At 71.8% G+C, this 12,194-nt stretch carries 14 protein-coding genes; 9 read left to right on the forward strand and 5 right to left on the reverse strand.

Annotation, left to right across the window (positions count from 1 at the left end; translation table 11 throughout):
• From C1I98_RS45135 to manB, 7 genes are all read left to right on the forward strand, one after another.
• Positions 1 to 755: permease-like cell division protein FtsX (locus tag C1I98_RS45135; RefSeq protein ID WP_267898076.1), on the forward strand; the 755-nt coding region annotated here is incomplete at its 5' end.
• Between the two features lie 63 nt (positions 756 to 818).
• The gene (locus tag C1I98_RS25680) at positions 819 to 1,763 is read left to right on the forward strand and encodes a glycosyltransferase family 2 protein (protein WP_111169994.1); all 945 of its coding nucleotides are present in this window, start codon (positions 819 to 821) and stop codon (positions 1,761 to 1,763) included.
• A 15-nt stretch (positions 1,764 to 1,778) separates the two neighbouring features.
• A complete protein-coding gene (locus tag C1I98_RS25685) occupies positions 1,779 to 2,843 on the forward strand; it encodes a glycosyltransferase family 4 protein (protein ID WP_111169995.1) in 1,065 nt (354 codons plus the stop codon).
• A 36-nt stretch (positions 2,844 to 2,879) separates the two neighbouring features.
• Complete coding sequence (locus C1I98_RS25690; RefSeq protein ID WP_111169996.1) at positions 2,880 to 3,722, forward strand: class I SAM-dependent methyltransferase; 843 nt, start codon at positions 2,880 to 2,882, stop codon at positions 3,720 to 3,722.
• Entirely contained in the window at positions 3,719 to 4,678 is a 960-nt protein-coding gene (locus C1I98_RS25695; protein ID WP_233508176.1) for a lysylphosphatidylglycerol synthase transmembrane domain-containing protein, read from the forward strand. The genes C1I98_RS25690 and C1I98_RS25695 overlap by 4 nt, the downstream gene beginning before the upstream one ends.
• A gap of 91 nt (positions 4,679 to 4,769) precedes the next feature.
• Positions 4,770 to 5,891, forward strand: a complete 1,122-nt coding sequence (locus C1I98_RS25700) for a glycosyltransferase family 4 protein (RefSeq protein ID WP_111169997.1) — start codon at positions 4,770 to 4,772, stop codon at positions 5,889 to 5,891.
• A gap of 18 nt (positions 5,892 to 5,909) precedes the next feature.
• Positions 5,910 to 7,031, forward strand: a complete 1,122-nt coding sequence (gene manB, locus C1I98_RS25705) for a mannose-1-phosphate guanylyltransferase (protein ID WP_233508177.1) — start codon at positions 5,910 to 5,912, stop codon at positions 7,029 to 7,031.
• Here the strand turns inward: manB and C1I98_RS25710 are convergent.
• From C1I98_RS25710 to C1I98_RS25725, 4 genes are all read right to left on the reverse strand, one after another.
• Complete coding sequence (locus tag C1I98_RS25710; protein ID WP_111169998.1) at positions 7,028 to 7,978, reverse strand: CU044_5270 family protein; 951 nt, start codon at positions 7,976 to 7,978, stop codon at positions 7,028 to 7,030. The two genes, manB and C1I98_RS25710, sit on opposite strands and share 4 nt — an antisense overlap.
• Positions 7,978 to 8,541 carry an RNA polymerase sigma factor gene (locus C1I98_RS25715; protein ID WP_111169999.1) on the reverse strand — a complete coding sequence of 188 codons (564 nt, stop codon included), beginning with the start codon at positions 8,539 to 8,541 and terminating at the stop codon, positions 7,978 to 7,980. The genes C1I98_RS25710 and C1I98_RS25715 overlap by 1 nt, the downstream gene beginning before the upstream one ends.
• A 170-nt stretch (positions 8,542 to 8,711) precedes the next feature.
• Positions 8,712 to 9,293: a hypothetical protein gene (locus C1I98_RS25720; RefSeq protein WP_146607624.1), complete on the reverse strand. Its 582-nt coding sequence runs from the start codon at positions 9,291 to 9,293 to the stop codon at positions 8,712 to 8,714.
• Between the two features lie 292 nt (positions 9,294 to 9,585).
• Positions 9,586 to 10,422: an RCC1 domain-containing protein gene (locus C1I98_RS25725; RefSeq protein ID WP_111170001.1), complete on the reverse strand. Its 837-nt coding sequence runs from the start codon at positions 10,420 to 10,422 to the stop codon at positions 9,586 to 9,588.
• A 39-nt stretch (positions 10,423 to 10,461) separates the two neighbouring features.
• On the opposite strand from C1I98_RS25725, the gene C1I98_RS25730 reads away from it, so the two are divergent.
• The gene (locus C1I98_RS25730) at positions 10,462 to 10,659 is read left to right on the forward strand and encodes a hypothetical protein (RefSeq protein ID WP_146607625.1); all 198 of its coding nucleotides are present in this window, start codon (positions 10,462 to 10,464) and stop codon (positions 10,657 to 10,659) included.
• A gap of 86 nt (positions 10,660 to 10,745) precedes the next feature.
• On the opposite strand, the gene C1I98_RS25735 is transcribed toward C1I98_RS25730, so the two are convergent.
• The gene (locus tag C1I98_RS25735; protein WP_111170003.1) at positions 10,746 to 11,129 is read right to left on the reverse strand and encodes a hypothetical protein; all 384 of its coding nucleotides are present in this window, start codon (positions 11,127 to 11,129) and stop codon (positions 10,746 to 10,748) included.
• 212 nt (positions 11,130 to 11,341) lie between these two features.
• Between C1I98_RS25735 and C1I98_RS25740 the strand changes: the two genes are divergently transcribed.
• Positions 11,342 to 12,194: DNA-3-methyladenine glycosylase family protein (locus C1I98_RS25740; protein ID WP_233508179.1), on the forward strand; the 853-nt coding region annotated here is incomplete at its 3' end.

Here is a 12,194-nt window from a genome sequence, read left to right on the forward strand (position 1 = left end):
GCTCGACCCGGAACTCCCCGGTGGCCGGGGTGGCGGCCTGGGGAGTGCAGGTGGCGCGGCGGGTGCCGGTGCCGCCGCCGGACGGGCCGTGGCCGGCCACCGGGGAGTTCCGGGTCGAGCTGTGCGGGCCGATGTGCCCGCCGCCCACGCGGGAGCAGCGCCGGGCCATCGAGGCCAGGTTGCGCGCCATGCCCGGGGTGACCGCGGTGCGCTACTGGTCGAAGCAGGAGGAGTACCGGGAGTTCGCGCAGCGGGTGACGAACGCGGAGTTCCTCGCCACCGTCGAGGTGGCCGACATGGGGGAGTCCTTCCGGGGGGAGCTTCGGCCGCAGGTCCACCCCCTGGCGTTCGTCGAGGAGGCCGAACGCCTGCCGGGGGTCGCCGCCGCGTACGTCGAGCGGCCCGGCTTCTGGCTGGGCAAGGCCGACCTGGCGGTGCTGATGTGCCCGAAGACCCCGCCGCTGGACCCCAAGGACCCCTGCGCCGGCCGCCAGGAGGTCACCGACCAGGAGAAGGACCGGATCGCCCAGCGGCTTTTCGAGACCTCGGGCGTCGGGGAGGTCTACTTCAGCGACGCGGACCATTCCCGCAAGGTGGAGGAGCACGCGATGGTCTACTCGCGCCGGCACCGGGACGACGAGTCCAGGTCCGTCGGTTTCTACGTCAAACTGGAGGACAAGGCCGCCGCCGGGGCCGTCGAGCGCGCGGTGGGCCGTCTCCCGGGAGTGCGCCGGGTGATGGCCGTCACGCGTTAGGGCGGGCCGGAAAAGGGCGGATGTGCATCCGAGTCCCTGTGGGGAAAGGTATTCTCGCCCGTCATGAGCCCGCCCGAAGCGCCGGAGACCGGATCAACCGTGGAAGAGAAGCAGGCGGACATTCCGCCCTACGTCACGATCGTCCTGCCCTGTTACAACGAGCAGGACCACGTCGTGGACGAGGTCGAGCGCATCTGCAAGGCGATGGACCACAGCGAGTACACCTATGAGCTGGTCGCGGTGGACGACTGCTCCACCGACGAGACGCTGAACAGGCTCCGGGAGGCCGCCCCGAGGTTTCCGCACATGCGGGTGCGCGCCTTCCACCGCAACGGCGGCTCGGGCACGGTACGCCGGATCGGCACACAGGAGGCGCGCGGCGATATCGTCGTGTGGACCGACGCCGACATGTCCTACCCCAACGAGCGCATCCCCGAACTGATCGACGTGCTGCACAAGGACGCCGCGATCGACCAGGTCGTCGGCGCGCGGACCAGCGAGGAGGGCTCGCACAAGCTGCTGCGGGTGCCGGCCAAGTGGTTCATCCGCAAGGTGGCCGAACGGCTGGCGGGCCAGAAGATCCCCGACCTCAACTCCGGCCTGCGCGCGTTTCGCAAGTCGGTGTCCAGGCCGTACCTGCGGCTGCTGCCGCCCGGCTTCTCCTGTGTCACCACGATCACGCTGGCCTTCCTGTCCAACCAGCACGGCGTCTACTACATGCCGATCGAGTACAGCAAGCGGGCGGGCAAGTCGAAGTTCGGCTTCGTGTCCGACGCCTACCGCTACATCCTTCAGGTGCTGCGGATGGTGATGTACTTCAACCCGCTGAAGGTCCTTATGCCCCCCGCGCTGGGGTTGACCATGATCGGGTTCGGCAAGGGCGTCTACGACGTGCTGCACTACGGCTTCTACCTGACCAGCAACGCGGTCGTGACGTTCCTGTCCGGCCTGCTGATCGGCTCGGTGGCGCTGCTGGCCGACCTGATCGTCCGCTCCAGGAACGAATAGAGGAACGACCAGCCGATGCGGATCGCCATCGTCGGCCCGACATATCCCTACAAGGGGGGTGGGGCCCAGCACACCACCGAACTCGCCCACCGGCTCGCCGCCCTGGGCCACGACGTGGTGATCGAATCCTGGCGCGCACAGTACCCCTCGTTCCTCTACCCCGGGCGCCAGACGATCGACACGCCCGAGGGCACGCCGTACCCCAACGCGTTGCGCGCGCTGGACTGGCGGCGGCCGGACGGCTGGGTGCGCTGCGGCCGGCGGCTGCGCGGCGCCGACCTGGTGGTGCTGACCGTGCTGAGCCCCGTGCAGGTGCCCGCCTACCTGGGCATTCTGGCCGGCGTCGGCCGCCGCACCCGCGTGGCGGCGCTGTGCCACAACGTGCTGCCGCACGAGCGCAAGCCGTACGACACGCCGCTGATGAAGGCCCTGCTCAAACGGGTCGACCGGGTGCTCGTCCACTCCGAGCAGCAGGCCGGGCTGGCCCGCGGGCTCGCCGCCGCGCCGGTCGTGGTGGCCGCGCTGCCGCCGCACCTGCCCGCCGCCGGGACGGCCGCGGCGGGCGGCGAGGTGTGCGGCAGGCTGCTGTTCTTCGGGATCGTCCGGCCCTACAAGGGGCTGGACCTGCTGCTGCGCGCGCTCCCCGACGGGATCTCGCTGACCGTGGCGGGCGAGTTCTGGGGCGGCCTGGACGACACCCGCGCGCTGATCGGCGAACTGGGCATCGGCGACCGCGTGGAACTGCGGCCCGGCTACGTCGCCGCCGATGACGTCCCGGGCCTGTTCGCCCGCGCCGACGCGCTGGTGCTCCCCTACCGCAACGCCACCGCCAGCCAGAACGTCTGGCTGGGCCACGAGCACGGCGTTCCGGTGATCGCCACCCGGGTCGGAGCGCTGGCCGACAACGTCACCGACGGCGTGGACGGCCTGCTGGTCGAACCGGGGTCGGTACCGGCGCTGCGCGCGGCGATCGAACGCTTCTACGAGCCCGGCGAGCCCGAACGGCTGCGCGCGGGCGTCAAGTCCGTCGATCCCGAGCCGTTCTGGACCGCCTACGGCGACCGCCTGCTCAACGGCTGACCCAAGGACCACCCGGCCCCGGTACTGTTGTGCGGCGTGGGAAGCCAACGTCAGGCGCAGCTCGAATACTCCGAGTTCCAGGCCGCGATGCTCGACGAGGCGAAGCGGCGCAGGAAGGCCGCCAAGATCATCGCCGTGCTCGCGCACTTCCTGGGACGCACCGGCGAAGCCCCGCTGGCCGGGCTGACCGTGGCCGACGTCGGCTGCTCGGCCGGGTTCATCGCCGACGAGCTCGCCGCCGCCGGGGCGGCCCGCACCTTCGGCCTGGACATCGACGTGCCGGGGCTGCGCAAGGCCGCCACGCGGTTCGGCGAGCGGGTGGAGTTCGTGTGCGCCGACGGCACCGCCCTGCCCTTCCCCGACGGCTCGATCGACGTGCTGGTCTTCAACCACATCTACGAGCACGTCGTCGACCCTGACGCGATCATGGCCGAGATGCGCCGGGTGCTCGCCCCGACCGGCGTGCTCTACCTCGGCCTGGGCAACCGCCTCGGCATCATCGAGCCGCACTACAAACTGCCCTTCCTGTCCTACCTGCCGCCCGCCCTCGCCGACCGCTACGTCCGCGCGAGCGGCCGCGCCGACAGCTACTACGAGCGCTTCCGCACCCGCAGGGGCCTGCGCAAGATGGTCAGGGGCTTCCGGGTGCACGACTACACCTTCCCGGTGCTCGCCACGCCCGAGCGGTTCGCGGGCGGTGAGCTGTTCCCCGGCGTGGCCGGCAAGGTGGTGCGCGCGGTGCTCGGCGGCATGCCGCGCGCCGCGCTGCGCGCGCTGCTACCGCTGGTGCCGACCTACCTGTGGGTGGCGACCATCGGCGACCTGCGCCCGGCCGGAGTGCCGCTGCCCCAGCCGCCCGACCGGGTGCGTCCCCTTTGAGGATCACCGTCAAGGGCGCGGTGCGGATCGGCTTCCTGGCCGTCGCGCTGGGCTTCGGCGCGTGGGCGGTGGCCCGCGAATGGGACTCGGTGGTCACCGGGTTCTCCCGGCTGTCGTGGACGTCGGTGCTGCTGTCGGTGGTGGCGGTGATCGCCGCGCTGGGCGGTGGGATGCTGACCTGGCGGGCGCTGCTGGCCGACCTGGGTTCGCCGCTCCCGGTACGCCAGGCGGCCAAGGTCTTCTTCGTCGGCCAGCTCGGCAAGTACATCCCCGGCTCGGTGTGGCCGGTGCTCGCGCAGATGGAGATGGGCCGCGACCTCGGCGTCCCGCGCTCGCGCAGCGCCGCCGCGTTCTTCCTGACCATGCCGATCCAGATGGCCGGCGGCCTGCTGGTCGCCGCCGTCACCCTGCTCACCGCCGGGCCCGCCGCGATCGGCCCCTACGCCTGGGCGCTGCTGCTCGTCCCCGTGCTGGCCGTACTGCTGGAACCGCGGGTGATCAACGCGGTCATCGGCCTCGGGCTGCGGCTGTTGCGCCGCGAGCCGCTGGAACGCGCGCTCACCCGGCGCGGCATGCTCGGCGCGCTCGGCTGGTCGCTGGCCGGCTGGGCCGCGTACGGCCTGCACCTCGCCGTGATCCTCGGCCAGTCGGGCGCGACCGGCGTGTCGGGGGCGCGTCTGGTGGCGTTCGCGACGGGCGCGTTCGCGCTGTCATGGTGTCTCGGCATCATGACGTTCGTGGTGCCCGCCGGGGCCGGAGTGCGCGAGCTGGCGATGGTGGCCGTGCTCTCCCCGGTCCTTCCCCAGGGGCCCGCCATCGCGGTGGCCCTGACCTCCCGGATCGTGCTGGTGGCGGGCGATCTGCTGTGCGCGGGTACGGCCGCGCTGGCGGCGCGGTCGGCGGCCCTACCTGAGGCCGGGCCACAGAGTGACAAGGCGCCCCGAAATGCCCTGTGATTTACCGCACGTTTTCGGGGAGGCTGGCAATAGAGTTGTCTGGAGAGGGGGACGCACGGTCCCGCGTGACCATGGAGGGGAGCGATCAGTCTTGTCCCTTCGAGTGCTCCTCGACGCGGCAGCGGTTCCGGCCGATCGCGGCGCTCTGAGCAGGTACGTCGATGGGCTCGTCGCCGCCCTCGACCATGCCGGCGCCGATTTCGCGGTGGCCTGCCAGCGTGCCGACGCCGAGCGCTACCAGCGGCTCGCGCCGTCCGCGCGCGTGCTTTCAGGGCCGCCGTCCATCACCAACCGGGCCGCCAGGCTCAACTGGGAGCAGACCAGTGTGCCGGTGCTCGCCCAGCAGGTCGGCGCGCAGGTGATCCACGCGCCCTACTACTCGATCCCGCTGCGGTCGGGCATGCCGACCGTGGTGACCGTCCACGACGTCACCTGGTTCACCGACCCCGAGCAGCACGGCGCGGTCAAGGCCGCGTTCTTCCGCTCGGCCACGCGCAGCTCGGTGCGCCACGCGACCCGCGTGGTGGTGCCCTCCAAGGCCACCAGAGACGAACTGGTCCGGGTGCTGTCCGCCGACCCGACCCGGATCGACGTGGCCTACCACGGGGTCGATCACGGCATCTTCTACCGGCCCGCCGAGCAGGAGATCAAGCGGGTCGCCGACCGGCTCGGCCTGCACGGCCAGCCGTATGTGGCGTTCCTGGGCCCGCTCGAACCGCGCAAGAACGTCCCCAACCTGATCCGCGGCTTCGCGCGCGCGGTCGGCGGGTTCGCCGAGCCGCCCGCGCTGGCGCTCGCCGGGGGCATCCGCGACGAGGGCGTCGAAGCGGCGGTGGCCGAGGTGTCGGCGACGGTCCGCGTGGTCCGGCCGGGTTACCTGCCGTTCGCCGACCTGCCGGGGTTCCTCGGCGGCGCGCTCGCGGTGGCGTTCCCGTCCCGGGGCGAGGGGTTCGGGCTGCCCGTCCTTGAGGCGATGGCCTGCGGCGCGCCCGTGCTGACCACCCACCGCACGTCGCTGCCCGAGGTCGGCGGCGACGCCGTCGCCTACACCGAGCCCGACATCGACAGCATCGCCCAGGCCCTTTCCGACCTGCTCGGCTCGCCGCTGCGGCGCGAACGGCTGGCGTCGGCGGGCCTCGACCGGGCCAGGGAGTTCACCTGGGAGGCTTCGGCCGAAGCACATCTCACGTCTTATCAGCGCGCGGTCGAATAGTGCACTACGCTCGCGGGGGTGACGGAGATTTCCTCCCCCCGCCGCGCTGACCTGGAAGGTCGCGGTGATCTCGAAGCCATTCTGCTCGTCGGCGGCAAGGGCACCCGGCTGCGGCCGCTGACTTTGGGAGTGCCCAAGCCGTTGCTGCCAACGGCCGGCGTCCCCTTCCTGGCGCACCAGCTCGCCCGGGCCCGCGCGTACGGCGTGCGCAGGATCGTCTTCGCCACCTCCTACCGGGCCTCGATGTTCGCCGAGGCGTTCGGCGACGGCTCCGCCTTCGGGCTGGAGCTGGCGTACATGATCGAGGACACCCCGCTCGGCACCGGCGGCGCGATCCGCAACGCCGCCGAGGCGCTGACCTGCCCGCCCGGCGCGCCAGTGCTGATCCTCAACGGCGACATCCTGTCCGGCCACGACATCGGCGCACAGGTGGATCGGCACGTGACCGCGGGCGCGGCGGTGACCCTGCACCTCACCGAGGTGGACGACCCGTCCAGGTTCGGCTGCGTGCCGACCGACGAATCAGGGCGGGTCACCGCATTTCTGGAGAAGACCCCCAACCCGGTGACCAACCGGATCAACGCCGGGTGTTACGTGTTCACCCGCTCGGTGATCGACACCATCCCGGCGGGGGAGGTCGTCTCGGTGGAGCGGGAGACCTTCCCCGGGCTGATCGAGGCGGGCGAACAGGTCCTCGGCTACGCCGACCGGACCTACTGGCTCGACGTCGGCACGCCCGCCGCGTTCGTGCAGGGTTCCCGTGACCTGGTCCTCGGCACCCTGGCCTCGCCCGCGCTGCCCGGCCCGCCGGGGGAGGTACTGGCCCTGCCGGGCGCGATGATTGCGTCCGACGCCAAGGTCGGCGGCGGCACGGTGGTCGGCGAAGGGGCGGTCGTGGAGTCCGGGGCGCAGGTGAGCGGCAGCGTCATCGGCGCGGGCGCGGTGATCGGCGCGGGCGCGGTGGTGTCCGACTCGGTGGTGGGCGCGGGCGCGCGGGTCGAGTCCGGCGCGGTGGTGCGCGACTCCGTGGTGGGCGACGAGGCCGTGGTCGGTCCGGGCAACGAACTGCGGGCAGGCGCCCGGCTGTGGCCGGGGGTCCACCTGCCCGCGTGCGCGGTCCGTTTCTCCAGCGACGTCTAGCGCTGGCCTGGGCGGTCCACGACCTTGGTCTCCAGGCGGGCCGTCAGGGTGAGCAGCGTGCCCGCCTGGACGAAGATGGGCGGTTCGTTGGTGTAGGTCATGGTGTGGTCCTTGACGGTCACGCCGTAGGTGCCGAGGAACCGGAAGTTCACGGGGTCGAGGATCAGGTCGTACCGGATCCAGTCGCCGGTGTGGCTGAACGCCACGCCCTTCCTGCCGTCGGCGTCCTCGACCTCCGGGATGTAGGTCACGCCGGGGATGGTGGGCAGGGCGCGGAACAGCGCGGCCCGCACCTCGGCGGACAGCGCCTGGGTGTCCATGAGCTGGTAGACGGCCTGGAAGAGCCGTTCGTCCATGGACGGCAGGGGCTCGTCCGAGTACGGCTTCTCCTTTTCCAGGACCGTCCGGATCTTGCCGAGCACGCCCTCCGGCGTCACCGGCGGCTCGGCCAGGTCGTCATCGCCGAGGCCGGGATGGTTGCCCTGGATCAGCAGCTTGCCGCCGGTGTGGTACCAGGCCACCTGCCCACCGTCCACGCTGGTCCACTGCTCCCAGGTGGTCCGCTTGGACGGCTCCACACCGAAGCCTTCGCCGGAGGGCGCCTGGAGCTCCTTGATGTAGAGCCACTGGCCGGGGTTCGTCGTCATCCCTGTGTCGTTGTAGGCGGCCTGGGCGGCCCGTTCGCCCAGGTCCCTGACGCTCGCCACCGGGGACATGGCCGACCGGTCGCGGGCCAGTACCGTGCCCGCCCCGACTGCGACGGCCAGGGCGCCCGCGATGGCCAGCCGCAGCCCGAGCCGTACGCCGTGCGACCGCCACCGGGGCCGGACGGCGTACGGCTCAAGGACCTCGCCCCGCGCCGCGGCCAGCAGCCGCTCCCTGGCCGCGATCTCGGCCCGCTCGGTCATCGGCGGGGTGCCGCCGCGGAATTCCTTGATCGTGCTCATCACAGTTCCCCTTCCCCCAGTGTTGCCCTGGCCTTCCTCCTGGCCCGGTGCAGGCGCGACCGCACGGTTCCGAGCGGAATCCCCAGCGCTTGCGCGACCTCCTCGTAGCTGAAGTCCTCCCAGGCGACCAGCAACAGCACGTCCCGGTCGCCGCGAGAGAGCGCCGCGAGCGCCCCCGCCAGCTCGCGTTCCTTGTCCAGCGCGGCCACCCGGTCCACCACCGCGTCGGCCTCGGGTTCGGGCAGCGGATCGACGCCGGTGCGGGCGAACGCCCGCAGCATCCGCTCCTCCTGCCGGCGGTGCCGGGCGACGAGCGTGGTGGCGATGCCGTACAGCCAGGGACGGGCCATCGGCACGGAACGGTCATAGGTACCGCGCCTGCGGAAGGCGGCGAGGAAGGTCTCCGCCACGATGTCATCGGCGGCCTGCGTGCCGATCCGGCGCGCCGCGTACCGGTGGATCTGTCGCGCGTACCGGTCGAACAGCGCGGCGAACTGCTCGGGGTCACCCTCGGACCGCCGAATCAGCTCGGCGTCGTCGAGCTCGGCCGTCTCAATGGTCAACGGCCCTCCTTAGTGAGATCGGTCGTTCACCACGATGTCTCCCGCAGGCGGCCACCGAGTTCACGGCCGAACTCGGCGGCGGTGGTGCCGGACCCGCACGCCCACCCCGATGCCCGGCTTCACGCCTGCTGCCGTGCGGGTACGGGTCCGCCAGGGCGAGGCCGAGATCGTCAGGACCTTCCCCCCGGCCTGCCTGGCAGGCCAAGGGGAAGGTCACGCTCCCGACCTTGGTGACCAGCGGGTAATCGGTGAAGGAGCCGTGGTCGCCGCCTGAAGCCGGGGGAGAGCACGACCAGCGGCAGCGTGCCCTTACGCCCGGCCGGGCGGGCACCGGCCACCGCGTGCGTCTTGGCCTCGCTGAGCACCTCCTCGGGCACGTCGGTGATCTTCTTGCCCTCCAGGAACGCCTGCGCCTCCGGACCGGTCATGTACGGGGCGGCGCGCCCACCACCGCCCTTCTTCGCCGGGTACCACACGGAGACCATGAGCTGCCCGGTCTTCTCCGCCGGCACCCACGGGTCGGGACGGCTCCGGTCCACAAGATGGAACGTGACAGCGCCCACCGGCTGAGCCCCGGTCGGCCGCGGGAGCGCCAGGGGAGTGGTGGGGGCCGTGGTGGAGGTCGAGGTGACGCTCGTCCCGGGCGCGGCGGCCGGTGCGGAGGCCGCCGCTGACGACGCGAGCGGCAGGACGGCGAGCAGGGCGAGCAGGCCCACGGCCGCGCCGCCCACCGGGCTGATCTTCATTGTCATGACGTCCATGCTTCCGACCCGACCGGGGCGGCACATCGTTCCGACGTGCGGCATTCCGCTGCGACTCAGGTCGGCTCGCACCTGCGACTCCAGTGGCACGCGTCCTTCCCTTCGAGCCCCCTTCGCCCGAAGCGCCGGACTGTTCCCCGCGTCACCGACGCCCCGGAAGGCGGTGGTTCGGGCGCGGTACGAGTACCCCCGGGAACTCCGCCGTACTTAGGGCCTCCGGGGGCGGACGGCTGTGGGGAGCCGGTCGGGCGTACCGGCTCCCCACGGTTCGACGGCTAGACGATCACTTGATGGCGAGGTTGAAGTAGCCACCTGCCGAGATGGCCTTCACACCCGTGGTCGCCACCGACGGCACGGTGCTCTGTCCCTGCGCGTTGTACCACCACGCGACCACTTGCCCGTCGTCCTTCAGCGCGAGGCTGTGCTGCGAGCCGGCGCCGATCGCGACGACGTGGTCGTCCACCTCGATGGGCATGTCGAGCTGGTGGTGGTTGTTGTTACCCCATCCGATGACTCTGCCGTTCTTGATCGCCAGCGTGAACGTCGAGCCGACGGCGATCGCCGTGACTCCGGACCCGGCCTCCTCGGGGATCGTGCACTCTCCGAAGTGGTTCGGCCCCCAGCAGATGACCTCCCCGTCCTTGAGCGCGACGCTGAAGTACATCCCGGCGGCGATCGCGTCCACGCCGGACAGCGCCTCGGCCGGAACGTCGGTCTCCCCGTGCGAGCCGAAGCCCCACGCGATGACCTTGCCGTCCTTCAGCGCCAGGCTGTGCAGGTATCCGGCCGAGACCGCGTCCACGCCGGCCTCGGTCCCGGCGGGCGGAGCCAGCGTGCCGCCGGGCTGCGTGAACCGGCCCCAGGACCACACCTTGCCATTCTTGATCGCCAGATTGTGCCTGTAACCTGCCGAAATCGCCGTGACGCCGCCCCTGCGCAGGTCGATCGGCACGAACGTGCGGTCATCGCCCGGGTTGCCCCACGCCATCGGCACGCCGTCCTTGAGCGCGAGCGCGTGCGCCAGCCCGGCGGACACCTGCGTCACGCCGGACGAGACCGAGTCCGGCGGCGAGGACTGCCCGTCGTAGTCGCTGCCCCACGCGATGACCTGCCCGGCCACGGATGTCTTCGCCGCTCCGGCCGCACCCTGCGCTTCACCGTGGACCGCGTCCTCGTGTCCAAGGTGGACGGCGGTCTGTGGGCGCTCGGCCGTACCTCGGTCCCGGACCGGGAGCTGATCCAGATCGCCCTGGACCGTCAACGATGCCTGCCCGCCACCGGCCTCGACCCGGCCGCCGTCCAACGCTTCGTCGACCAGGTCATGTCCCGCCTCACCCGGGCATCGGCCATGCCGTAAGGACCCTGGTCACGGCCCGGAACGCAGCGGTTCCCCGCACGCCGCCGGGCGGTGTGCGGGGAAACCGGTGAATCGGGGAACGCGAATCAGCTGTTGAAGTTGCGGCTACCGCGGCTCACGATGGTGTTCCGCTCGCCCCAGTAGGTCCGGACCGTGGCCCGGTAGAGGGTGTCCTCGTACGCGGTGGCGAGGCTCCGGCAGGTGCTGCCCGGGTGGCCGTAGGCGTTGTTGTTGTCCCGCCAGGTGTAGGAGGGGCCGCCGCCGTTGACCGGGGTCAGCTTGACCTCGACCCAGCGCCGGCCCTCGCTGTTGTACGCCTGGGCGCAGATACGGTCCGCACCGTCGTCGTAGGTGATGATGCCGTCGCCGACGCCCCAACTGAACGAGGCGGCGGAGGCGGGCTGCGCGATGGCCAGGGTTGCCGCCGCCACGCCGATCCCGGCCAGCATCGTCTTGAACAAGAGCTTCATGCTTACCTTTCCCCGAACGACCTTCGCTTACAGAACAATCTTCTCTTGCCTACGTAAAGATCATGCGTTAGATGCATGTCCTCTACATAGATCGCGGGTTACGATCAAGACAAATGGCGCATTTGCCACATAAGCCACGGGAGTCCTGCGGTGCTGCTCAGGTCGGGCCGGTGCCGTACTCGGTCATGGCGAAAGAGGGGCAGACTGGGCAGGTGAAGGAGCGGGTGTGGCGGCCGGAGGGGCCGGTGGATGTGACGCTCGCGTTGGCGGTGCATCGGCGGGGGAGCGGCGATCCGGCGTGGCGGCGTGGGGCCGATGGGGCGGTGTGGCGGACGTCGCGGACCCCCGATGGGCCGGCCGCGTTGCGCGTCGCGGCACGGCCCGCCGAAGGCGCCGTACTGGCGTCCGCCTGGGGCGATGGGGCCGGTTGGGCGCTGGACATGCTGCCCGCGCTGCTCGGCGCGCACGACGACGCCACCGGGTTCGAGGCCCCCGAGGGCGTGCTCAGGGAGACCGCGCGGCGGCATCCGGGGTTTCGGATCGGGCGCAGCGGCCGGGTGTTCGAGGCGCTGGTGCCCGCCGTACTGGAACAGAAGGTCGTGGGCCGGGAGGCGTTCCGGGCCTGGCGGTGGCTGCTGCGCAAGTACGGTGAGCCCGCGCCCGGCCCCGCGCCCGAGGAGATGCGGGTGTTCCCGCCGCCCGAGGTGTGGCGGACGGTCCCGAGCTGGGACTGGCACCGCGCCGGGGCGGAGGCCGTGCGTGCCCGCACGATCGTCAACGCCGCCCGGCACGCCGCCAAGCTGGAGGCGGCGGCGACCAGCCAGGACGCCGACCGGCTGCTGCGCGCGCTGCCCGGCGTCGGCGTGTGGACCTCCGCCGAGATCCGCCAGCGCGCCCACGGCGACCCCGATGCCCTGTCAGTGGGCGACTACCACCTGTGCTCACTGGTCGGCTGGGCGCTGACCGGCGCGAAGACCGACGACGCCGGGATGCTCGAACTGCTCGCCCCCTTCCGTGGCCACCGGCACCGGGCGGCGCGGCTGGTGGAGCTGAGCGGCGTACGCC

It is taken from the genome of Spongiactinospora gelatinilytica (assembly GCF_003236385.1).
GTDB lineage: Bacteria > Actinomycetota > Actinomycetes > Streptosporangiales > Streptosporangiaceae > Spongiactinospora > Spongiactinospora gelatinilytica.

Coding starts and splice junctions, on each gene's coding strand:
- C1I98_RS25680 (WP_111169994.1), top strand. CDS start 819: ATGAGCCCGCCCGAAGCGCCGGAGACCGGATCAACCGTGGAAGAGAAG.
- C1I98_RS25685 (WP_111169995.1), top strand. CDS start 1,779: ATGCGGATCGCCATCGTCGGCCCGACATATCCCTACAAGGGGGGTGGG.
- C1I98_RS25710 (WP_111169998.1), bottom strand. CDS start 7,978: ATGAGCACGATCAAGGAATTCCGCGGCGGCACCCCGCCGATGACCGAG.
- C1I98_RS25720 (WP_146607624.1), bottom strand. CDS start 9,293: ATGACAATGAAGATCAGCCCGGTGGGCGGCGCGGCCGTGGGCCTGCTC.
- C1I98_RS25735 (WP_111170003.1), bottom strand. CDS start 11,129: ATGAAGCTCTTGTTCAAGACGATGCTGGCCGGGATCGGCGTGGCGGCG.